The sequence below is a fragment of the Nonomuraea sp. NPDC005983 genome (assembly GCF_040614375.1).
Taxonomy (GTDB): Bacteria; Actinomycetota; Actinomycetes; order Streptosporangiales; family Streptosporangiaceae; genus Nonomuraea.
In genome coordinates, this window is sequence record NZ_JBEXUP010000013.1 from 35845 (window position 1) to 57034 (window position 21190).

Below are 21190 nucleotides of genomic sequence, written 5' to 3' on the forward strand. Positions count from 1 at the left end.
TCAGGGCCCGCTTTCAGGGCGACCCCGTCTTCCTGGTCTATGCGTACGGCAACGGCGGGCCGGCCCCTTGCGCGCGAGGGCCGGCCGGGACGACGGTCGTCAGGGTTTCGGGATCTTGAGCTGCTGGCCCACTCTGATCACGCTGGGGTCCGGGCCGATGACGTCGCGGTTGGCGTCGTAGATCTCCCGCCAGCGGGAGCCGTCGCCGTACACCTTCGCCGCGACGTCCCAGAGAGACCCCTCGTTCACCGACCACCGCGCCGGTGGCGGCGGCTGCTGGTACGTCGGCGAGCTGGGCGGAACCGGCCTGTCCCACGCGGGCAGTTCGTACGACTCGGGGGTGTTCAGCGAGCGCCACACCCGGAACGCGGCGGTCGGCGGGAGGCCCAGCAGCTGCTTCTGCATGTTGGGGCTGAACCTCGCGAGCCACGCCGGCGTGCCGACCTTGGCGATGGCCCAGTTGCGGAGGGCGACGAAGCCGCCGAACGACATGCCGGACTCGCCGACCGCGACGCCCGTCTTCGTCAGCGTCGCCGTGAACGAGGCCGCGGTGCCGCCCTGGAACAGGCCCTTGGTGCCCAGGCCGGCGATCGGCGCGAACGTGCCGACCAGGTTGGCGCCAGTGGTGATCCGGGCCGCCTGCGTGAAGGTCATCGGGCTGAGGTTGAAGATGCTCTCGCCCTTCATGCCCTGCCCGAGCATCTGGGTCGCGATGACGCCGCCGTAGACGTACGCCGAGCTCTTGGCGTAGTCGGCGAACTTGGCGGAGGCGAGCTTGGAGATCGCCTCGTAGTTGAAGGGCCGCAGCGCCGCCTGCTTGAACACCGCGCCGATGGAGCTGAGCTTCCCGCCGAACCTCAGCCTGCCCACGAGCGGAACGGTCTTGAGCAGCGCGCCGAGCGAGCGGAAGAGGGCCCCGAGCCGCTGCAGCAGGCTGACCGCCGCAATGACGATCTTGGTGGTCCGCAGGTAGACGAGGTAGGCGGCCCAGTAGTTGGCGGCCAGCCGCAGGAGGTGAAAGAGCCCGAACCAGATCAGCGCGGTTCTGACGAACTCGATGATGGCGGTCTTCGTGAGGTTGGTCGAGTCCAGCACCGCTTCCAGCACCTTCGCGACGCCCTCGCAGCTCTGCTGCAGCTTCTCACGGGTGCCGGGGGCGACCACCTTCTGCCAGGCGTGGCGGAACTCGTCTCCCGCGGAGCCGCGCCAGTCCTTCAGCACTGTGGAGACGTGCGGGTCGATGGCGTCGTGCAGCTTGCCCAGGGCCGTGCCGAGGTCGCGGTGGGCGTTGGCCGCAGCTCTGAGGCGTAGTTCGATGTTGCCGTCGAACATGTGCGGGATCGCGCGAGCCATCGCCATGATCGTGTCGATCAGCGGCTGGGGATTGAGGACCTGCGACGGATTGAAGTCCCAGCCCCAGCCGAGGGGGTTCCAGTTCCAGTCGAGCGGGTTGAGGCTGCCCTGGCTGCCCTGGCTCACCGGCTCTCCTTGATGGTGCTTCCCTGGTCCGCCGTCTGATAGGTGCGCTCGTTGTCGCCGAGGGCCGCGCTGATGTACGTGAAAGCGTCGCTGAGATCGCGAAGGTAGGCCATGAGCGACGGGTAACGGCCGTTGGGCAGGTCGTCCACGTAGGCGTCCGCCACCGCGTCGGCTCCTGGGGCGAGACCGAAGTCGCGCTTGCTGAGCTCGGCGGGGGCGAAAATACGCTGCATGTTGTTGATCTCGTCGAGCTGGTCCGCGCAGATCCCCATCGCCTTGCGCAGGTCATCTGACCACCAGGCGGCCTCTCCCCGAGCGCCATCCCCCATGTGCGCCTGCCCCCTCACCATTCATTTGATGAAAGTTGCAATGTATAACTGCGCTCTAAGAGGCGTCTAGCCCGTTTTGTGGCTGATGTGAGGTATGGGGTCATTGGTTGATCTTGACCGGTGTGCGAGCGGCGGCCGGATCGAATCGGGGCCCCGAGGGGATCATGTGCAGCAGGTGGGCCGGGAGCGGCGCCACGGCCGAGGCGTCGTATCCGAACGTCTCCAGCTGGGCCGCCGACTGGAGGGGGAACATGCGGCTCTGGTCGGTGATCAGGTAGTAGGTGTTGATGGCCGACACCTGGCCGTCGTTGGGCAGCAGCCCCGCGACCGCGGCCCCGCCCGGCGGCAGCAGGACCTGGTCGAAGTTACTCGGGTTGCCGATCGTCCGCGGCACCGGGATGCCGATCCCGCCGCTGGTGATCTTGGCCCTCGTCGAGCCCGACTGGGTGTCGGAGTAGACCGCGCACAGCGGGGCGCCGGCCGACGGCGTGGTCACCGCAGGCATCGTCTGCGGCAGGCCGCCGCCCATGATCTGCAGCTGCTTGGACGGTTTCGCGTTGGCCGTCGCGGCGTCGATAGTGATCGGCTCGACCGGCTTCGAACCGTACGCCCTCTTGCTGGCGGGATCGTTACGCAGGAGCGTCGCCTGCGTCACCGAGATCTGTGCCAGGCCGTCCTCGGCGAGCACGTACCACCGGTCGGCGCTGCCGGCCATGCCGGGCACCCTGAAGATCTGGCCGACACGCGCGGCGCGGCCGGTCGGCCCGCGTACCGCTTTGCCGCGGTTCGGTATGGTCTTGACGCGGAAGTCCGGTCCGACAGGGATGGCGTTGATCCAGGGGGCCGGAACCTTTCTGAGCGCGGTGGCGCCGAGCGCGTTGATGCCCTCGGGGCCGACCTTCATCCGCTGGTCGGCCCAGATCACCCAGCCCTGCTGCTGGTCGTCGACGACGACCATCGCGCCGTTCCCGACCGGCGTGCCGCCGACGTCGGTGCCGCCCACCAGGGAGACGAACGGCTTGCGGGTCCCGGACGCGTCGGCCGTCTCGCTCACGCAGGCCGACCACGGGCCCTTGACCAGCTTGTCCTTGGGCGGCAGGGAGTCGGGGGCGCCGGGGATGCCCACCAACGGCCCTCGGGCGTACTTGGCCAGCGAGGCCGCCGACACGTTCCGCACCTTGACGTCAGAGGTGTCGAGCAGCAGGCGCGCGGAGGCGTAGTTGGCCACCGGCATCATCTTGTTCTCCTGCTGGCTGAAGACGTACTTGGCCCCGCTCTCCTCCTCGACCAGCAACTGACCGGGGTCGGTCAGCTTGGTCGCGTTGCCGGGTTTGAGCAGCCCCCAGATGCCGAAGCCCGCGGCCACCAGGACGGCCACGATCAGCCCGCAGAACACCGCCACGTTCTGGCGGCGCATGGGCGACTCGGGAACGTCAGGTTCCGCCTGGAGCAGAGCCATGCCAAGACGCTGCGTCATCAGGCGGTGCGCCTGGTAGAGGTCCTTCCGGGTCTGCATCCCACTCCATTTCGATCAGGCTCTCGGGAGTATGGTACGCATGAGCCTGTTGAGGGATATGTCAACTTCTGTACTGCATCGTGGTAAGCCGAGTAGGCTTGCGATCAAGCACGTGGGGAGGCGCCATGGCCACCAAGGACCACCAGCATTGCGAGCAGAAGTGGCGGGGGCTGGATCCGTCCAGGGACGATGTCAAGTACCCGGACAATCCCAAGGATCGGTTCGACCAGCTCGCCAAGCGACTCGAGGAAGAGCTGGCCGACCTCACCGGGCAGAAGAAGGGCTCCGTGACGGACCTGCGGCTCCACGGGGATCTCAGCAGCTTCGAGTACTTCTTCCGGGACGTGGAGCGCTGGGGCGGCGGAAAAGTCTTCACTGACACCCTGCAGCGGGGCTTCGAGGAGCTCACGACGATCTACGAGCAGGCCAACGAGAAGCTCCGCATCGCCGCCGGGCTGGTACGCAGCGGCGGAGGCGCCCTTGACGTTGCCGACATCGCCAACCTCGGCAAGGACGTGTAAACCTCACTATGGGCGATACGAAGAAGACGCATTGGATCAAGCCGCAGTCTGAGAGGTTCGACGTCGACGACGGCGGCAGGAGCGTCGCCGAGATCAAGAACTTCATCACGTCGCTCGAGCCCAAGAGCGCGGAGACTGCCGCCACCGCCTACCAGGACGCCGCCACCAGGCTGGCCACGACCCTCGACGCCCTCGACGAGGTCAGCGGCGAGCTGGCCAAGATCTGGGAGGGCGACTCCTCGGTCAAGGCGCAGAAGGCTCTCAAGCTCCTCCACGAGACCATCCGCAACCTGTCGGACGGGCTCCACCGCATGGGCAAACCCCTGAACCAACTGGCCGACAAGCTCCGCGAGCACAAGGACTTCGTGGAGAACAAGTCCTACGCCTGGAGCGACAACCAGTTCACCTTCAACGACGACTGGAAGGACTTCTGGTACACGATCGACAAGGGAGTCGAGTGGGGGTCGCAGAACGAGCTGGCAGGCAAGCACCTGGCGGTCCTGAGCAAGGACCTCCTTGAGATCTACAGGCAGTTCCCCGACTACGTCCAGAAGGACCTGCCCGACATCAAGGACCCGTCCGGCTCCGACTCGCGGGACACGAAGGACACGAAGGTCAACTTCGACCCCCGCGATCTGCTGAAGCAGCATCCGTACAACCCTGGCGGCAACGGCGACCTCGACCTGAACGGTCCAGACTCCCCGGACGGCGGCGGCACCGACCGGTCCGATTTCCCGGGCGGCGACACCACTGGAGACGGCACCGGCCGCGACGGCACAGGTGCGGACGGAACCGGCCAGAACGGCACGGGCGCGAGCACGGGCGGCGTCGGAAACGGCACCGGCATCGACGGTTCGCGCGCTGGCGATCGAACGGGTGCCGACACCTCCACCGCGAGCGCACCCAACATCCCCGACCCGTCCCAGATGAACGGCGTGGGCGACTCGCCGAACGGCAACGACTCTCGCTCGACCAACCTGTCCGACTTCCGCACGCCGACGCACGACGGCTCGCCGACCCTCACCGCGTCGCCGACGTCCTCGCCCACCTCGTACTCGAACACCAACGGGACGTCGTCAGGCGGCACCACCGGCGTGAGCGGCTCCGTCGCCGCGCCGGCGCCTGGCGCCTCGGCCGTCCGGGCAGGCAACGGCGCAGGGGGCATGGGTGTCCCCGTCGTGCCGCACGGCGGCGGCCACGGGGGTGGCGAGGAGCGCGCCAGCGAGATGTTCTCCTGGCTGAAGGAGGAGGACGACGTCTGGACCGGCCCGGTGGACGGCGTGGTCAACGGCCACATCGGCTGACCGCCACCGCCTACCCACCGACACGTCGCCCCGTACCACCAACCCCGACCCGTGCGGACTCGTCCCACCCGCGTCCGCCTGAGCCGGGCGGTCGGGACAACCGGGTCAGGCGGGCGGGTTCGGGAGGGCGGTCTGCACCGGGGTCATGGTGCCTGTTGTGATGAGCAGGCCGCGCCCCGGCGGGCCGCCGACGGAGCCGCGCGGCAGCCGTACGGTGAAGAGGTCGCCGTCGGCGGGGCTCTGCACGGACAGGAGCAACCCCGTGCGCGACTTGCGCGCCTCAGCCACGAACCCCCGGTAGGCCGTCGCCAGATCACCGGTGGCCCCCGCGATGATCAGCCCGTGCTCACCGTCCCTTCCTGACCGGAGCACCTCCTCCAACGCCTGCCCGAGCGGTGTGTCAGGGTTGATGAGCTCGGCGTCGTCGACAAGCACCACGTAACGGTCCTGCCCGGCGACGAGCTCCGACAGCCCGGTGTCGTTACCGTCGAGCACGGCGAGCGCGCCCTCCAGATGCCGCAACGGGCTGCGTCTGGGGGCCACGGCGACGACCGGTGTTCCCTGGGAGATCAGTGACATCGCGGCGGTGAGCAGCGCCGACGACCGCCCCGATCTGGCCGGACCGGCGATCACCGCGCCAGGCCCCTGCGCGAGCAGGTCGAACCCCATCGGTGTCAGCGCGTCACCGCCCGCGCCGACGAGCGCCCAGAGCGGCGAGGGCGGTCTGAAGCCGGGATCGAGGTCGAACGCCTGGCTCGCGGTTATCCGCATCGGCAGGGCGTCCACCCGCAGGGGCGGTTCTCCCTCCCACCGCCAGCCGGCCGGGGCCGAGGCGGCGGGCCGGACGCCCGCGGGCGCGGCGCTGGCGGCCCGGGCCAGGGACTGGAGTGCGGCCACCTGAGCCGGCCCGGAGGGGTCGTCGGCGAGAAGGGCGATCTGGCTCTCGACGATGCCGTGCTCGCCCATCGACAGGGCGCGCCCGGGCGGCATGAACGACGGCAGCTCCTTGATCGGGAAGTTGGCCAGGCCGTAGTCGGACGAGTCGGCCAGGCGGAGGATCAGGCGGTCGTCGAAGACGGTCGACACCTGGCCCAGCAGGCAGGACCGGTCGCCGGTGACCACCGCGCGCAGCCCCACCGCCGGGCCCTCGCGCAGCAGTTGCAGGAGGGCCTCGGTGAGGCGGCCGTAGTCGTAGCCTTCGAAGGCCGCCACGTAGCCCTCCCAGCGGTCGAGCATCAGCACCAGCCAGGGGAGGCGGTTGCCGGCCTGCCGGTACTCGGTCAGCGAGGCGTGCCCGGCCTCCGCGAGAAGCTGCTGCCTGCGGCCCACCTCAGCGCGCAGGCGGGCCAGCAGGCGCTCGACGCGGTCGAGCTGGTCGCGGGTGACGACCGCGCCGCAATGGGGCAGCGCCATCAGCGGAAGCAGCGCGCCGGAGCCGCAGTCGATCGCGTGGACGTGCACGTCGGCGGGGGAGGCATGCGCCGCGATGGCGCCCGCGATCGTGCGCAGCGCGGTGGACCTGCCGCTGCGGGCCGCCCCGGCGATGAGCAGGTGGCCGCCGTGGGGCAGGTCGAGCACGAGCGGCGCGCGATCCTGCGCCCACGGCCGATCCATCACCCCGAACGGCAACGGCGCCGGGTTGATGGCGTAGGAGCCGGACGCGCCGGCGCGGGCGAGGGCTGGGTGGGATGGAGGGAGGGGGAGGACGAGCTGGGTGGGCAGGGGGTCGAGCCAGGGGCTCGGCTGCTTGGGGACTCCGGCCAGGTCGGCGGCCTCGATGAGGGCGTCAGCGAGGATGGTGAGGTCGGTGACGGTCGACTCTTCCGAGGGTTCCGGAGGCGCGGGGAGCGCCCGGCCGAGTGACCGCCAGTCGACGTCGACCACCCGCACGCGCCCGGCCGCCCCCGCGGCGCCGACCGCTGAGAGCGCCCCGGCCGCGGACGGGCCGCCGCCGAGCGGGGCGGACGCCGGGGCGCGGCCCCCAACCCGGGCCGTCTGGACGGCGGTGGCCGCGCCCACGCCGGACCTGACGTAGCACCGCCCGGGTGTGGACTTGGCGATGTGCGCCGCGTCCGGCAGGTCGATGACGTCCGTCGACTCGTTGGTCTCGGTGACCCTGAGCGCGATGCGGAGCGAGGTGTTGGCCTGGATGTCGGCCGTCACCACTCCGGCGGGACGCTGGGTGGCCAGGATGAGGTGGATGCCCAGCGAACGGCCCCTGCGGGCGATGTCGACCAGGCCGGTGACGAAGTCGGGGAGTTCGGCCACCAGCGCCGCGAACTCGTCGATGATCAACACCAGGCGCGGTAACGGGCCGCCGGTGTAGTCGTCGATGTCCTTGGCTCCGGCGGCGAGCAGCAGCCGCTCCCGCCGCCGGATCTCGGCCGCCAGCGAGTCGAGGGCCCGCTGGGTGAGGTGGCCGTCGAGGTCGGTGACCATGCCGACCGTGTGCGGCAGCCGGACGCACTCCTTGAACGCGGCGCCGCCCTTGTAGTCGATCAGCACGAAGGTGAGCTGGTCGGGACGGTTGGCGACGGCCAGCGTGGAGATCAGCGTCTGCAGCAGCTCGGACTTGCCCGCGCCCGTCGTGCCCGCGATCAGCCCGTGGGGGCCGTCGAGCCGGAGATCGACCGAGAACGGGCCGTCGGGGCCGACCCCGATCACCGCTTCGGTGGACCCGCGGGCGCGCCACCGGGAGGCCAGCTCGCGGCCGGACGCGGCGCGCAGCCCGAGCAGGTCGAGCAGCCGCACCGCGTCGGGCAGGTTGCCGGACGGGTCATCCCTGCTCACGTCGCGGATCGGGGCGAGCGCCCTGGCCAGCCGGTCGCACCAGGACGGTGCCACCAGGTCGGCCAGGACCGGCCCGATGGCGTCGAGGCCGCCGCCGCGCAGCCGTACCTGGCCGTCGTCGCCGCAGTCGGCGACCGTGGCGCACTCTTCGGGCAGCAGCCGCTGGTCGTCGTCGAGCGCCAGCGTGAAGACGCCCGCGTGCGGCCCCTTGCGCAGCACCTGCGGCATGCCGGGCAGGCCGCGCAGGGCCTGCGCGCCGTCGATGACGACGAGCACGTCGTAGGGCCGGACGTCGTAGCGGGAGAAGGCGGGAGGCTCGGCTCCGCCCAGATCGTGCCAGCCCTTGGGGATCTTGCCGAGTTCCGGGATGGCGGTCTTCTGCCGCTCGTCGATCAGCGCGGCCAGCTCGCTCACCCTGCGGGCGGCGGTCTCCGGGCCGGTGCCGACCAGTGCCACGCAGTCTTCCCCGGCCCGCGGCGCGCAGTGCGGCAGCCAGCGCACCCAGCCCCAGCGGCGCTCGGCGTCGGCGCGGGTGGACAGCACCACGATCGCCAGGTCGCGCGGGCTGTGCAGGGTCGCCGCCTGGCCGATCAGCCAGCCCGCCAGCCCCGTGGCGATGTCGCGAGGGCCGGTGACGCCCGCGACGCCGAGCCTGCGCATGGCCAGCGCCACCGGCACGGCACGGCAGGCCGGAGGGGGGAGCGGGCCGCCGCGCTCCTCGGTCAGCTCCAGGTTGGCGGGCAGGTCGGCCAGCCCCACCCGGAGCCTGAGCGAGTCGGGGTCGTGGATCCGGCGCTCCCACAGCCGCCTGCGCGGCCCGGTGGCGGTGAGCAGCACCTGGGCCGGGTCGGGGGCGTCGGACCGGCGAAGCAGCTCGTCTTCGGCCCTGGCCCGCTCGACGGCCTCCTCGTACGCCGCCAGCCGCCGCCTGTACTCCTTGAGCGCCTGCCGGTGCTTCTTCTTGCCGTGGCGGCGGTCGCTCAGCCACTGGCCGATCATGATGACCGGGGTCATCAGGGCCATGAGCAGGAAGTACCACTGGTGCAGGACGTAGGCCAGCGTCAGGCCGAGCAGCGCGGGCAGGAACGCGGCCAGCAGTTGCAGCCGCATCCCCTCGCCCCGCTGCGGCTCCTGCGGCTTCTCGAACGCGCGCTCAGGCTCGGGACGGCGCAGCCTGGGCGGCCGGTTGTAGGAGACCCCGCCGTCCTGCCCGGGCGCGAGGTGCGCGTCGCGCGGCTCGATCGCGGTGAGCGTGAACACGGACGATCCGCAGGTCAGCAGCGCGTGCTCGGGCCAGTCGCGGGGCTCGGTGAGGGGCTGCCCCGCCAGCTCGGGCCCCTCGTAGGACGCGCCCGCGCGCGCGGCCGCCTCCCGCTCGGCGACCTGGGCCGTCAGCTCGGCGACCTCGTCGGCCCACCGCCCCTTGAGCTTGAGCCTCGGGGCCTGGCCCGGCGCCGCCCGGCGGGCGGGTTCGACGGTGATCGAGTCGGGGGTCACGCGCAGGGTCGCGGACTCGGGGGCCAGCAGCGGGTCGGCCACGGAGATCGCGCACATCGGGTCGGACCCGACGACGTGCACGCCCAGCCCGAGCCTGTGCACCGTGCCCGCGGCCGGGCCGCCGACGACCCGCACCTCGGCCACCCCGCCGGGCTCCTCGATCACGGTGGCCCTGGCGAGGCGGGGGTCGAGGGTGACCTTGTCGCCGTCGCGCAGCACCGCCCCGGCCGGGGCGCGCGGGTCGAGGGCGCGGCCGTTGCGCCAGAGCCCGGGAGCCTCGGCCCCGCGCTGCCGAGGCACGCGCGACTCGGCCGCCTCCCGCACGCGCGGCTCGGCCGCCTCCTGCACGCGCCCGAGGTGCGCGGACGGCGACGCCGGATCCGGTGGCGACATGCCGTAGGGAGCCCTGGCTCTGGGCAGCCGGACCACCTCGGCGAGCCGTTCCTGGTGGCCGAGCGCGGAGGTGACCGCGGCGACCGTGGCGCCCTCGTCGCCGTCGACCACGACGTCGCGATCGCCTTGCTCGCCGAGCACGGTGAGCATGATTCGCATGTGCCGCTCCTCGGTGGGGCCTCGCGCGACCAAAGTAATGCCAGAAGCGAGACTAGGCGCGCCGCTTGACGGCAATGGCACGAGAAAGCCACGCCTGTGGATAACGCTGCCACCACACCCGTGCCGAAGGTTGGGATTCCGGCGGATTCATGGCGATTGATGCGACGCGCCTTCGGAAGGAGCGGGCGGTTCACAGGGGTGCACGGGTAATAAGGACGTGCTTTGTGGGGGATTATGGCGGACGTCGGGCACACCCATTGACCGGGTTTCAGACAGCCGAATCCGCCAATCTGAGTGCAAGGTGTGTCACATGTTAGCCCAGTGGCACATATCCCGAAAAATCCGTGGCCGTCAACTTGATAGAAACAATAGGCATTGATTATTTCGAGTTGACATCCGCCCACCTGCGAAACGAGCATGGGTCCTCGCATTCGACCCCCAACCAGGCAGCCGGATGCACATAATGGCGTGAATTCCACAATTCACAATGGGAGCCCCCCACCCATGAGGACCAGCGAAAAGCCCGTCGCCAACGGGTTGTCCGGCCCGGCCTCCCGCAAGCTTCCCGTCCCGCCCCGCGAGCGGAAGCCTGCCCTGGCCGCTCTCGCCGTACTCCTCATCCTCGGCGGCGCACTCGCCACGACGCTGCTTGTGCTGCGCAGCGGCGACCGGATCTCCGCGATCAGGGTCACCCAGCAGGTCGGCGCCGGCCAGCCGTTCACGGCCCAGTCCATCGAGGAGGTGCAGATCGCCGACACCGGGATCAACTACGTGAGCTGGTCACAGCGGGCGAACGTCCTCAGGAGCTTCGCCGCGGTCACCGTGTTGCCGGGCACGCTGCTCACCAACGAGATGGGCGTCAGGGCCAGCCAGGAGCTCGGCCCCGGCAAGGCCAAGATCGGGCTGGCGCTCAAACCGGGGCAGGCTCCAGCGGGGCTGAAGGAGGGCGACCGGGTCCAGGTCATCCACGTCCCGGGGCGGAGCAGCCAGGAGAAGAGCGAGGTGCTCGCGGAGAGCGCGCTCGTCTTCGACGTCGGCGAGCCCGGCCGGACGGGCGGCAGCGGCGTGATCACCGTGATCGTCGACTCGTCGGTGTCGCCGGAGGTCGCCGGGTTCGCCTCCAGCGGCGAGATCGCGGTGGCCGAGCTGCCGGGAGCGCGCTGACGTGGCGCTGATCGTGCTGGCGGCCGACAAGGGCGCCCCGGGGGTGACCACGGCCGCGACCGCGCTGGCGGCGGTGTGGCCGAGGCCGGTGCTGCTCGCCGAGTGCGACCCCGCGGGCGGCGACCTCGCCTACCGCCTGCCCGCCGCCGACGGCGGCGTGCTGAACCCGGGCAAGGGCCTGCTCACACTGGGCGCGACGGCCCGGCGCGGGCTGGAGCCCGCGCAGATCCACCCGCACACGCAGAAGATCGTCGGCGGCCTGGACGTGCTGGCCGGGCTGACCCACGGTGAGCAGGCGGCCGGGCTGACCTGGCTGTGGGGCCCGCTGGGCAGGTCACTGGCGGCGATCCCCGGCGCGGACGTGATCGCCGACTGCGGCAGGCTCGGCGGCCACCCCCAGCTCGGCGACCTGATGGCGGAGGCCGAGCAGGTCGTCCTGCTCACCAGGCCCACCCTCGACCACGTCGCCCACCTGCGCGAACGCCTGGCGATCACGAAGGCGCACGGAGTCGTGGTGATCGCCGACCCGCGCAACTACCGCTCCTCGATCGACGACGTCCGCAGGATCGTCGGCGGCACCGTCGACTGGGTGCACGGCCTCGCGCACGATCCGAAGGGCGCCGAGCTGCTGCGCGGCCAGTGGGGCGGGCGTCTCGACCGTTCTCTCCTGATCCGTACGGCACGCGACCTCGCGGGACGGCTGGTGACCAACCGATGATCGACCACACCCTCGTCAAGCGCTTCCGCCAGGAGGTCGGCGACCGCCTGGCCCACCAGCGCAGGCTGGACCAGGCCAACGGCGTCCCCGCGATGACCGGCGAGGACGAGCGCCAGTTCGCCAGGGCGCTGATCTCGCAAGTGCTGGAGGAGCACGCGCGCAGCGAGATCGGCCTCGGCCGCACCCCTCCCACGGTGGAAGAGGAGGAGGGGCTGGCGGCGGGCATCCACGCCGCGCTGTTCGGCGTCGGACGCCTCCAGCCGCTGCTCGACGACGCCGAGGTCGAGAACATCGACATCAACGGCTGCGACCGGGTCTTCGTGAGCTACGCCGACGGCCAGGAGGTGCCGCACGAACCGGTGGCGGAGTCCGACGACGAGCTGATCGAGCTGATCCAGATCCTGGCGGCGTACTCGGGCCTGTCGAGCAGGCCGTTCGACACCGCCAACCCCCAGCTGGACCTGCGCCTGCCCGACGGCTCGCGGCTCAGCGCGGTCATGGACGTCACGGTCAGGCCGGCCGTGTCGATCCGCCGCGCCCGCCTCGGCAAGGTCCTCATGTCGGATCTGGTCGGTAACAACACGATAAGTCCGGAAATTGGCAGGTTTCTGAGCGCGGCGGTCGGCGCCCGCAAGAACATCATGATCGCCGGATCCACCAACGCGGGCAAGACGACCCTGCTCAGAGCCCTCGCCAACGAGATCCCGGCCGGCGAGCGCCTGATCACCGTCGAACGCGCCCTCGAACTCGGCCTCGACCAGTTCCCCGAGCTGCACCCCAACGTCGTCGCCTTCGAGCAGCGGCTGCCGAACTCCGAGGGCCAGGGCGAGATCAGCATGGCCGAGCTGGTCAGGAGGTCCCTCCGGATGAACCCGAGCCGGGTCATCGTCGGCGAGGTCCTCGGCGACGAGATCGTCACCATGCTCAACGCGATGACCCAGGGCAACGACGGCTCGCTGTCGACCATCCACGCGAACTCCAGCATGGAGGTCTTCAACCGCATCGCCACCTACGCCCTGCAGGCCGCCGAGCGCCTCCCGATCGACGCCACCCACATGCTCATCGCGGGCGCGATCGACTTCGTCGTCTTCATCGAGAAGCGCAACGACTACGGGCGCGGCGGCACCCTGCGCCGGTACGTCTCCAGCATCCGCGAGGTCAACGGCTGCGATGGCCGGGTCCTGTCGAGCGAGGTGTTCGTGCCGGGCCCCGACGGCGCCGCCGTCCCGCACGCGCCGGTCTCCTGCATGGACGAGCTCGCCGCGCACGGCTACCTGCCGGGAGGCTGGTGAGGCATGATCGACTTCGAGCCGCTGGCCATCCTGCCCGGCGCCGCCGCGGGTGGCGGCCTGTTCCTGCTCTTCCTGTCGCTGTACGGCATGCGCCCCAGGCCGTCCCAGCCCAAGCGGCACCTGGTCAAGATGCTCACGACCCGCACCGCGATCGCCGCGGTGGCCGCCATCCTCGTGCTGGTGGTCACCGGCTGGCCGGTCGTGGCCGTCGGCACGGTGCTGCTGGTCTTCGCCTGGCGCGGCCTGTCGGGCGGAGCGGCCGAGGAACGCGCCGCGATGCGCAGGCTCGAAGGGCTGGCGGCCTGGACCGAGTCGCTGCGCGACACGATCGCCGGCGCGGCCGGGCTCGAACAGGCCATCCCGTCCTCGATCAGGGCCGCCGCGCCCATGCTCAGGCCGCACCTGCGCGCCCTGGTCGACCGGCTGCACACCCGGATGGCGCTGCCCGACGCGCTCTCGCTGTTCGCCGACGAGCTCGACGACCCGTCCGCCGACCTGGTGGTGGCGGCGCTGATACTCAACTCCCGGCTGCGCGGCCCCGGCCTGCGCGACGTGCTCGGGGCGCTGGCCGTCTCGGCCCGTGAGGAGCTGGACATGCGCCGCCGCGTCGAGGCCGAGCGGCGCTCCACCCGGCGCAGCGTGCAGATCGTGGTGATCACCGCGCTGGTCTTCGCCGGGCTGCTCGTGGTGTTCAACCCGTCCTACGTCAGCGAGTACGGCAGCGTGCTCGGACAGGCGGTGCTCGTCGTCGTGGCCGGCCTGTTCGGCGCCGGATTCGCCTGGATGCGCAGGCTGGCCAGGTTCGACAAGCCCACACGACTGCTCGTCGGAGGCGGCGATGGTTGAGGCGGTACTCGCGGGCGTCACGCTCGGGCTCGGGCTGTTCCTGCTGCTGCGGGCGCTCTTCCCGGCCAGGCCGGGGCTGGTGGCGCGGCTGCTCGCGATCGAGTCCGTCCGGGGCGACACCGACGCTCCCCGCATCCAACTCGTGCTGCCCGACGAGGAGGTCAGCGCCTTTCGCCGGGGCCTGGGCGCCAGGCTGGCCCGCTTCTACGCCGCACGCGGCTGGGAGGTCAGGTCGGTCAGGGCCGACCTGGCGCTGGTCGGGCGGTCGTTCGAGGGCTTCCTGGCCACGAAGGCGCTGCTGGCGGCGGCCGGGCTGCTCGCCTTCCCCGTCCTGATCGGCTGGCTGGCCCTGATGGAGTGGGGCACCTCGTACGCGATCCCGTTCTGGGCGGCCGTGGCCGCGTCGATCGCCTTCTTCTTCCTCCCCGACCTCCAGGTACGCCGCGACGCCGCGGCCAGGCGGCGCGACTTCAGGCACGTCGTCGGCGCCTTCCTCGACCTGGTCTCGATGAACCTGGCGGGCGGCAGGGGCGTCCCTGAAGCGCTGATGATGGCCGTCTCGGTCAGCGGCGACCAGCCCAACTGGGCGATGTCGCGCATCCGCGAGGCGCTGAGCGGGGCCAGGATCGTCGGCATCACCCCCTGGCAGGCGCTCGGCCAGCTCGGCGACGAGATCAACGTGGACGAGCTGCGCGACCTGTCGGCCGCCCTGGGCCTGGTCGCCGACGACGGTGCGAAGGTGCGCGCCTCGCTCACCGCCAGGGCCGCCACGCTGCGCCGCCGGGAGCTGGCCGAGATCGAGGGGAAGGCGGGCGAGCGCTCGCAGTCGATGCTCGTCGCCCAGCTCCTGCTCTGCGCCGGTTTCGTGATCTTTCTCAGTTTTCCCGCCGCTATGAAGATGTTGGGGTCCTCATGAACCATCCCTGGATCGTCTACCTGCAGGCACTCCTGAGCGTGCGCATCCACCGGGCACGCACCGCACCCACCCGGGGCGCGTCGGCCGTCGAGTGGGTCATCATCACCGCCATCATCGCCGGGGTCGCGCTGGGCCTGGCCACGCTGATCAAAACCCTTGTGGAGCAGAAGCAGGGCGACATCCAGAACAGCTTCGGCGGCGGCAGCGGGAACACGTGAACCTTTCCCGCCCCTGTGGCCGTACCAGGGGTCGTAGTGAACGTGGCGTGACGGTCGTCGAGCTGGCGCTGCTGATGCCGGTCATCCTCGCCGTCGTGCTGCTCATCGTGCAGGTCGCGCTCTGGTTCCACGGCCGCCAGGTGGCGGAGGCCGCCGCCCGGGAGGCCGCCAGGGTGGCCAGATCTGCACCTTTCGACTCGACGGCCTGGGAGGACTCAGCCAGGACGAAGGCCAAGGACGTCATCCAGGCCATCGGCCCCCGGCTCCTGTCCGATGCGGAGGCGACGGTGACCACGAAGGACCCCGACGAGCGCTGGGTCACGGTGACGGGCAGCGCGGTGCAGGTCATCCCCCTGCTGCCGGAGCTCGCCTTCACCATCACCGCCACCTCGGGCGGTCCGGTGGAGTGCTTCCGGCCCGACAACGGAGGGGACGACTGCCGGTGAAGCGTCCGGACCGGGGCTCGATGGCGGTGGAGACCGTGCTGCTGGCGCCCGTGTTCCTGCTCTTCCTGATGTTCCTGGCGGGCGCCGGGCGGCTGGTGGAGGCGCAGGGCGAGGTGAACGGCGCGGCGCGCGACGCCGCGCGGGCGGCCTCGGTGCAGCGGACCTTCGACGCCGCGGGCCAGGCCGCCGAGAACAGCGTCAAGGAGAGCCTGCAGGGGAACTGCACGTCGCCGCAGGTCTCCCTGGACGGGTCGAAGTGGCAGGAGGGCGGCCAGGTGCAGGCCGAGGTGACCTGCGAGCTGGACCTCGGCTTCCTCGGCTTCGGCGGCACCAAGCAGCTGCGCGGCACCTCGGTGGTCCCGCTGGAGCAGTTCAGGAGGGTCGAATGAGCGGCGCCCGCGCCGAGCGGGGGTCCATGTCGGTCTTCACCGTCCTGTTCTCGGTGGTCGTGTTCCTGCTGGCCGGCCTGCTCGTCGACGGCGGCGCGGCCATCAACGCCCGGCTGCGCGCCGCCGACATCGCCGAGCAGGCGGCGCGGGCCGGAGCCGACAGGATCGACGAGGCCCAGCTGCGCAGAACCGGGCAGGTCCGGCTGCTGGACGAGGGCCAGGTCTGCGCCAGGGCCGACGAGATCGTCACCGCCCTGGCCGGCACGGACGTGACCAGAGGCGACTGCACGGTGGCCGGCGGCGGGGCCGAGGTGACCGTCGCCGTGAAGGTGCGGTGGAACGCCCTGTTCCTGGGAGCCCTCGGCTTCCCCGGCTCGGAGATGGAGGGGCGGGCCACGGCCGGGCCCGAGGCGAGATGAGCCATACCTGATCAGGTCACCCGCTGGATGCGGGTGCCGGCCGCACAGCACGCTGGATCCGAGGAAGGAGAGCCGATGCCGACGCGAGAGCCCGTGCCTCCGGGCGGGCGGTCGCGTGCGCCGAGACGGGCGCACGCGCGCATCCCGGCCAGGCGCACCGCCGGTGACGTGGGCGCCGGGCTCGCCGCGCTCGTCGTGCTGGTCGCGCTCGTGGGCGGCGTGCCGTACGCGCTGCTGACGTTCGTCGGGCCGCCGCTCTCTCCCGAACTGCTCGACCTGAACCTGCTGACCAGCCACGTCGGGCCGAGCACGATCATGGCCGTGCTGGTGCTGCTCGTCTGGCTGGCCTGGTTCCAGCTCTTCGCGTGCGTGATGGTCGAGGTGTACGCGGGGGTGCGCCGGGTCGGCATGCCGGCCAGGGTGCCGTTCTCCGGCGGGACGCAGGCGCTGGCGAACAAGCTCGTCTCGGCCGTGCTGCTGCTGTTCACGGCGGGGGCGGTGGTCGTCCCGGTGGCCAGGCTGGCCGCGCCGCCGCCCGCCGCGCCGCCCATGACGGCGGTCGCGTTCTCCGCGCCGATCGTGGAGCAGGTCGCCGACGCGAACCGGACGAAGAAGGTGTACGTGGTGCAGCCGCCGCACGGGCGGCACCACGAGAGCCTGTGGGAGATCGCCGAGAAGTGCCTCGGCGACGGGCGGCGATATCCCGAGATCTACCGGCTCAACCAGTACAAGGAGCAGCCCGACGGCTCCCGCCTGCGGATGGCCGACCTGATCAGGCCGGGCTGGGTGCTCGACATGCCCGACGACGCGCGCAACGCGCACATCGTCCCGGTGACGCAGGCGCGGGCGCAGACGCTGAAGGAGCACCCCGCCAGGCCGTCCCAGCACAAGGAGGCCGTCGACGAGGTCCGCAGGCACGCCGAGCAGGAGCAGGGCGTTCGGCAGCAGGGCGAGCAGAGGCACGAGCCGCGGGCCGAGACGACGGCGGCGCGGGAGCAGCCCGCGCAGAGCGAGGGGCTGGACCTCGTCGACTACCTGGCGGCGGCGTCGCTGGCCGCGGCCGGGCTGCTGGCCGCGCTGTCCGGGCGGCGGCGCAGGCAGCTCTGGCGGCGCGCGTTCGGCCGCCGGCTGGCCCGTCCGCGTGACGACGCGGCCATGGCCGAGGTCGCGCTCAGGCTGGGCGCCGACGCTCCCGGCGCCCGCATCCTGGACGTGGGCCTGCGGCTGCTCGGCGCCGGGCTGGCCGAGCAGGGCCGCACCCCGCCGACGGTCTACGCCGCCCATCTGTCGCCGCGCACGCTGGACCTCTGGGTCCACCCGCCGGAGGAGGACCCGCCCGCCCCCTGGATCGCCCAGGACGGCGGCCAGGTGTGGCGGCTGCCCGCGCACGAGGGCCGCCTGCTGGAGGAGCAGCCGGGTGGCGCGCCGTACCCGGGGCTGGTGTCGATCGGCACGGACGCGGGCGGACGGGTGCTGATCGACCTGGAGGCCGCGCAGGGTCTGATCAACGTCCGCGGCCCGCAGACCACGGCCGCGCTGGCGGCGCTCGCCGTCGAGCTGGCCACCAACCGCTGGTCCGACGGGATGCGGATCACCCTCGTCGGCTTCGGTGAGGAGCTGACCGCGATCGCCCCCGACCGGATCAGGGCCGTGGGCGGGCTGGCCGAGGTGCTGCCGGAGCTGGAGGCCGCCGCGGCGCCTCGCCAGGAGGTCATGACGGGACGCGTCCACGGGAGCCCGCGTGACGCCCACTACCTGCTGTCGGCGGTGGCGCCGACCCACGAGGAGGCCCGCCGCCTGGCCCTGCTCGCCCGCAAGGACACCGCCGGATATGTCGTGACCGGTGAGGTCCCGCAGGCCACCTGGACCCTGGAGATCACTGACGACGGCAAGGCCAAGATCGCCGAGCTGGGCTTCGAGGTGACCGCTCAGTTGCTCCCGCGCCGCCACTACAAGGCGCTGGTGGACCTCTTCCACACGGCTGACCAGTTCGACGGCGAGGTGATCCTCGACCCGGAGCCGCTGGACGAGCTGCACCCGCCCGCGGTCGAGATCAGGATGCTCGGCCGGATCGAGGTCGTCGGCCTCGCCCCGCTGGAGGAGGGCCGCATGGCGCTCGCCAAGGAGATGCTGGTCTACCTGGCCACCCATCCCGGCGGCGTGCACCCGGTCGTGCTCGGCGGCGTGCTCTGGCCGCGCGGCGTCCAGGACATGGTCAGGGACGCCACGATCGCCAGGGTCGCCGACTGGCTGGGCAGGGAGCATCTGCGCACCGACGAGGCGGGCAGGCTCAGGCTCGGCCCGCGGGTGCGTACCGACTGGGCGCTCTTCCGTGAGCTGGTGCGCCGCTCGCACGGCGACCCCACGGCGCGTGCCGTTCTGCTGGAGAAGGCGCTCGGCCTGGTCAGGGGGCCGCTGCTGGCCGGGCGTACGCCCGGCAGGTACGCCTGGCTGGCGGCCGACGACCTGGAGTACGACGTCGCGGCCGGGGTCGCCGACGCCGCGCACCGCCTGTGTGAGATCCGGCTGGCGCAGGGCGAGCCGGACGCCGCGGTGGCCGCCATCAGGGCCGCGCTGCTGCTGGCCACCGACGACGAGGGGCTCTGGCGCGACCTGCTGCGGGCCACGCACGCCACCCGCGACCTGGCGCGGCTGCGCGCGGTCATCGAGGCGCTGACCCGCAGGGCCGCCTCCCATCCGTACGGAGGCGGGCCGGCCCCGGAGACCGAGGCGCTGATCGACGAGCTCCTCCCGTCGTGGCGCATCCACGTAGTCAGGGAGTCAACGGCATGAAACGGACACCAGTGCTCGTTGCGGGGCTGGGGGCGCTCGTCCTGCTGGCCGGTTGCGGCGGGGGAGCGCCCGAGCGGGTGTACACGCCGGCCGCCGCCGCGCCCAGCCAGGAGAAGACCGCGGCGCGCAGCACGCCCACCGAGACCCCCGGCGACGGGACGATCAGCGTCGGCCGGCAGCTGCGGATCCAGGTCGACTGGCCCGAACGTCGCGACCCGCTGCTGAGGCTCTTCGTCGACTACTACGTGGAGTCGTGGAAGGCGGTCGTCCTCGGCGACGGCGACTTCGGGGACAACCTGGAGCTGTCGGCGATGCCCGAGGCCGACAGGTGGGTGCGGCTCTTCACCGACAAGGGCTGGTCCATGAAGGGCGTCACCCGCCTGTACGACATCCGCGTCAAGGCGACCTACGGCAAGGGCGCGCAGGTCAACACCTGCGTGGACGAGACCGGCCTGAGCCTGCTCTCTGCCGAGGGCCAGGTCGTCAAGAAGCCGTCGACCTGGCCTCGCAAGCCCTTCCTGCAGGCCGTGATAGCGCACCGCGACGACCAGGGCACCTGGCGCATCAGGACGTTCCTCAACGACAAGGAAGGGTGCCCCCGATGAAGAGCCTGCTCCACGTGCTGGCGGCGGGGCTGCTGCTGCTCGACCCGCCCCCCAGCGACGGGGTGGTCCACGGCAAGGGCTTCGAGAACGGCAACACCAAGGGCGTTGAGCTGGCCTTCTCGAAGATCGTGATCACCGGCGACGGGGCCAAGGGCGGTAGGAGCGACGGCTACCAGCTCAAGCGTCCCTGCTGGTACGAGCCGGGCGCCGACGCCGCCGAGATGCTCAAGACGCAGGAGGGGCTGCGCGACTTCTGGTTCAAGTTCACCAAGAACGCCACCGAGGAGGGCTTCCAGAAGTTCATCCAGCAGTTCAAGGACAAGATCGGCAAGCCGGGGCGCTGGTGGGGGCCGGCCTACAACGCGTCCGACCCCAAGGGCGAGGCGTGCTTCGGCAGCCTGGACCCGTTCGTCTTCGTGCCGCCCGGCACCACCCCGCCGTCCGGCATCACGATCCAGGAGCTGGCCGAGATCGCCAGGGCGGCGCTGACCGTGCCCGAGCCGCAGCTGAAGCTGAGCCCCGACGCCAAGAGCTACGTGAACCTGCCGACCTGGGTCTGGCTCGACGACGCCGGCCAGACCCGGCGCACGGTCACCGCCACGATTCCCGGCGTGATGAGCGCGACCGTGGTGGCCACGCGGCAGGACATCAAGATCGATGCGGGCACCGCCGCCGACCGGGCCGAGGTGCGCCAGGACGGGTGCGGCGCGTCCGGCAAGCCGTACGTCACGGGTGGCGCGTTCGCCTGCGGCGTGCGCTACCTGCGCGCCTCGATCGACCAGCCGCGCGAGGTGTACCAGCTCACCGTGACCACGGTCTGGCCGGTCCAGGTGGCCGGCAACGCGGTGCCGGTCCAGTTCGCTCCCGCGCAGGCGAGCACCACCCGGGACGTTCCGGTCGGCGAGGTGCAGAGCAACGTCAAGACGCCCTAGGCGATGACCGCGGCGAGCGGGGCGAGTTCCGGCTGTCCTGCCGCCTCCGCCAGCACCTCCTTGAGCACCGTGTCGTGCGTGGGGCCCGCCTGGGCCAACAGCTCGCGGCCCGCCGGGGTGACCTCGGTGTAGATCCCCCTGCGGTCGTCCTCGCACAGGTATCTCGACAGCAGCTCGCGGTTCTCCAGCCGGGTGACGAGCCGGGTGGTGGCGCTCTGGCTGAGCACGACCGCGCGGGCGAGCTGCTGCATGCGCATGTGCCAGCCGTCCTGCCTGTTGAGGACGTCGAGCACGGTGTACTCGCTCACGCTCAGCCCGTGCGCCTTCTGCAGCTCCTTCTCCAGGCGGTCCTCGATCTTCGCATGCAGCGCGGCGAGGGTGCGCCAGCCCTGGGCGCGCGCCTCGACGGCGTCGTCGGCTAGGGGCATGTGACACCTTCCTCGGCTTGCTTGTATGGTGAGTTA

The 21190-nt window shown here is 71.5% G+C and carries 19 protein-coding genes; 14 read left to right on the forward strand and 5 right to left on the reverse strand.

Annotation, left to right across the window (positions count from 1 at the left end):
- Positions 1–99 precede the first annotated feature (99 nt).
- From ABZ297_RS09020 to eccB, 3 genes are all read right to left on the reverse strand, one after another.
- Positions 100–1479, reverse strand: coding sequence for a hypothetical protein (locus tag ABZ297_RS09020; protein ID WP_355341771.1), 1380 nt, complete (start codon positions 1477–1479; stop codon positions 100–102).
- Entirely contained in the window at positions 1476–1808 is a 333-nt protein-coding gene (locus tag ABZ297_RS09025) for a hypothetical protein (RefSeq protein ID WP_355341774.1), read from the reverse strand. Before ABZ297_RS09025 ends, ABZ297_RS09020 begins: the two co-directional genes overlap by 4 nt.
- 100 nt (positions 1809–1908) lie before the next feature.
- Positions 1909–3324, reverse strand: a complete 1416-nt coding sequence (gene eccB, locus ABZ297_RS09030; protein WP_355341777.1) for a type VII secretion protein EccB — start codon at positions 3322–3324, stop codon at positions 1909–1911.
- 125 nt (positions 3325–3449) lie between these two features.
- Here eccB and ABZ297_RS09035 point away from each other — a divergent pair, with 125 nt between their 5' ends.
- Both ABZ297_RS09035 and ABZ297_RS09040 read left to right on the forward strand, forming a co-directional pair.
- On the forward strand, positions 3450–3845 hold the full coding sequence (locus ABZ297_RS09035) for a hypothetical protein (RefSeq protein ID WP_355341780.1): 396 nt from the start codon (positions 3450–3452) through the stop codon (positions 3843–3845).
- Between the two features lie 8 nt (positions 3846–3853).
- Positions 3854–5149 (forward strand): WXG100 family type VII secretion target, encoded by a 1296-nt coding sequence (locus ABZ297_RS09040; RefSeq protein WP_355341783.1) that lies wholly within the window; start codon positions 3854–3856, stop codon positions 5147–5149.
- A 105-nt stretch (positions 5150–5254) separates the two neighbouring features.
- On the opposite strand, the gene ABZ297_RS09045 is transcribed toward ABZ297_RS09040, so the two are convergent.
- Positions 5255–9988, reverse strand: coding sequence for an FtsK/SpoIIIE domain-containing protein (locus ABZ297_RS09045; RefSeq protein ID WP_355341786.1), 4734 nt, complete (start codon positions 9986–9988; stop codon positions 5255–5257).
- 504 nt (positions 9989–10492) lie between these two features.
- Between ABZ297_RS09045 and ABZ297_RS09050 the strand changes: the two genes are divergently transcribed.
- The 12 genes from ABZ297_RS09050 (at position 10493) to ABZ297_RS09105 (ending at position 20726) form a co-directional block, all read left to right on the forward strand.
- Complete coding sequence (locus ABZ297_RS09050) at positions 10493–11152, forward strand: hypothetical protein (protein ID WP_355341789.1); 660 nt, start codon at positions 10493–10495, stop codon at positions 11150–11152.
- Between the two features lies 1 nt (position 11153).
- A complete protein-coding gene (locus ABZ297_RS09055; RefSeq protein WP_355341792.1) occupies positions 11154–11870 on the forward strand; it encodes a hypothetical protein in 717 nt (238 codons plus the stop codon).
- The gene (locus ABZ297_RS09060) at positions 11867–13162 is read left to right on the forward strand and encodes an ATPase, T2SS/T4P/T4SS family (RefSeq protein WP_355341794.1); all 1296 of its coding nucleotides are present in this window, start codon (positions 11867–11869) and stop codon (positions 13160–13162) included. The genes ABZ297_RS09055 and ABZ297_RS09060 overlap by 4 nt, the downstream gene beginning before the upstream one ends.
- Positions 13163–13165: 3 nt before the next feature.
- Positions 13166–14008 carry a type II secretion system F family protein gene (locus tag ABZ297_RS09065; RefSeq protein ID WP_355341797.1) on the forward strand — a complete coding sequence of 281 codons (843 nt, stop codon included), beginning with the start codon at positions 13166–13168 and terminating at the stop codon, positions 14006–14008.
- A complete protein-coding gene (locus ABZ297_RS09070; RefSeq protein ID WP_355341799.1) occupies positions 14001–14924 on the forward strand; it encodes a type II secretion system F family protein in 924 nt (307 codons plus the stop codon). Before ABZ297_RS09065 ends, ABZ297_RS09070 begins: the two co-directional genes overlap by 8 nt.
- Positions 14921–15142: a hypothetical protein gene (locus ABZ297_RS09075; RefSeq protein ID WP_355341802.1), complete on the forward strand. Its 222-nt coding sequence runs from the start codon at positions 14921–14923 to the stop codon at positions 15140–15142. Before ABZ297_RS09070 ends, ABZ297_RS09075 begins: the two co-directional genes overlap by 4 nt.
- A 47-nt stretch (positions 15143–15189) precedes the next feature.
- Positions 15190–15588 carry a TadE family protein gene (locus ABZ297_RS09080; RefSeq protein ID WP_355341805.1) on the forward strand — a complete coding sequence of 133 codons (399 nt, stop codon included), beginning with the start codon at positions 15190–15192 and terminating at the stop codon, positions 15586–15588.
- Complete coding sequence (locus ABZ297_RS09085) at positions 15585–15977, forward strand: TadE family protein (RefSeq protein WP_355341808.1); 393 nt, start codon at positions 15585–15587, stop codon at positions 15975–15977. The genes ABZ297_RS09080 and ABZ297_RS09085 overlap by 4 nt, the downstream gene beginning before the upstream one ends.
- Entirely contained in the window at positions 15974–16396 is a 423-nt protein-coding gene (locus ABZ297_RS09090) for a flp pilus-assembly TadE/G-like family protein (protein WP_355341811.1), read from the forward strand. The genes ABZ297_RS09085 and ABZ297_RS09090 overlap by 4 nt, the downstream gene beginning before the upstream one ends.
- Before the next feature lie 75 nt (positions 16397–16471).
- Positions 16472–19189, forward strand: a complete 2718-nt coding sequence (locus tag ABZ297_RS09095) for a BTAD domain-containing putative transcriptional regulator (protein ID WP_355341814.1) — start codon at positions 16472–16474, stop codon at positions 19187–19189.
- Positions 19186–19794 carry a hypothetical protein gene (locus tag ABZ297_RS09100; RefSeq protein WP_355341817.1) on the forward strand — a complete coding sequence of 203 codons (609 nt, stop codon included), beginning with the start codon at positions 19186–19188 and terminating at the stop codon, positions 19792–19794. Before ABZ297_RS09095 ends, ABZ297_RS09100 begins: the two co-directional genes overlap by 4 nt.
- The gene (locus ABZ297_RS09105; RefSeq protein WP_355341819.1) at positions 19791–20726 is read left to right on the forward strand and encodes a hypothetical protein; all 936 of its coding nucleotides are present in this window, start codon (positions 19791–19793) and stop codon (positions 20724–20726) included. The genes ABZ297_RS09100 and ABZ297_RS09105 overlap by 4 nt, the downstream gene beginning before the upstream one ends.
- On the opposite strand, the gene ABZ297_RS09110 is transcribed toward ABZ297_RS09105, so the two are convergent.
- Complete coding sequence (locus ABZ297_RS09110) at positions 20723–21154, reverse strand: MarR family transcriptional regulator (protein ID WP_355341822.1); 432 nt, start codon at positions 21152–21154, stop codon at positions 20723–20725. The genes ABZ297_RS09105 and ABZ297_RS09110 overlap by 4 nt on opposite strands.
- Positions 21155–21190 lie beyond the last annotated feature (36 nt).

Excerpts from the sequence above, each read along its gene's own strand:
- ABZ297_RS09025 (WP_355341774.1), bottom strand. The coding sequence starts at position 1,808 with ATGGGGGATGGCGCTCGGGGAGAGGCCGCCTGGTGGTCAGATGACCTG.
- eccB (WP_355341777.1), bottom strand. The coding sequence starts at position 3,324 with ATGCAGACCCGGAAGGACCTCTACCAGGCGCACCGCCTGATGACGCAG.
- ABZ297_RS09035 (WP_355341780.1), top strand. The coding sequence starts at position 3,450 with ATGGCCACCAAGGACCACCAGCATTGCGAGCAGAAGTGGCGGGGGCTG.
- ABZ297_RS09040 (WP_355341783.1), top strand. The coding sequence starts at position 3,854 with ATGGGCGATACGAAGAAGACGCATTGGATCAAGCCGCAGTCTGAGAGG.
- ABZ297_RS09045 (WP_355341786.1), bottom strand. The coding sequence starts at position 9,988 with ATGCGAATCATGCTCACCGTGCTCGGCGAGCAAGGCGATCGCGACGTC.
- ABZ297_RS09050 (WP_355341789.1), top strand. The coding sequence starts at position 10,493 with ATGAGGACCAGCGAAAAGCCCGTCGCCAACGGGTTGTCCGGCCCGGCC.
- ABZ297_RS09060 (WP_355341794.1), top strand. The coding sequence starts at position 11,867 with ATGATCGACCACACCCTCGTCAAGCGCTTCCGCCAGGAGGTCGGCGAC.
- ABZ297_RS09065 (WP_355341797.1), top strand. The coding sequence starts at position 13,166 with ATGATCGACTTCGAGCCGCTGGCCATCCTGCCCGGCGCCGCCGCGGGT.
- ABZ297_RS09070 (WP_355341799.1), top strand. The coding sequence starts at position 14,001 with ATGGTTGAGGCGGTACTCGCGGGCGTCACGCTCGGGCTCGGGCTGTTC.
- ABZ297_RS09075 (WP_355341802.1), top strand. The coding sequence starts at position 14,921 with ATGAACCATCCCTGGATCGTCTACCTGCAGGCACTCCTGAGCGTGCGC.
- ABZ297_RS09090 (WP_355341811.1), top strand. The coding sequence starts at position 15,974 with ATGAGCGGCGCCCGCGCCGAGCGGGGGTCCATGTCGGTCTTCACCGTC.
- ABZ297_RS09095 (WP_355341814.1), top strand. The coding sequence starts at position 16,472 with ATGCCGACGCGAGAGCCCGTGCCTCCGGGCGGGCGGTCGCGTGCGCCG.
- ABZ297_RS09100 (WP_355341817.1), top strand. The coding sequence starts at position 19,186 with ATGAAACGGACACCAGTGCTCGTTGCGGGGCTGGGGGCGCTCGTCCTG.
- ABZ297_RS09105 (WP_355341819.1), top strand. The coding sequence starts at position 19,791 with ATGAAGAGCCTGCTCCACGTGCTGGCGGCGGGGCTGCTGCTGCTCGAC.
- ABZ297_RS09110 (WP_355341822.1), bottom strand. The coding sequence starts at position 21,154 with ATGCCCCTAGCCGACGACGCCGTCGAGGCGCGCGCCCAGGGCTGGCGC.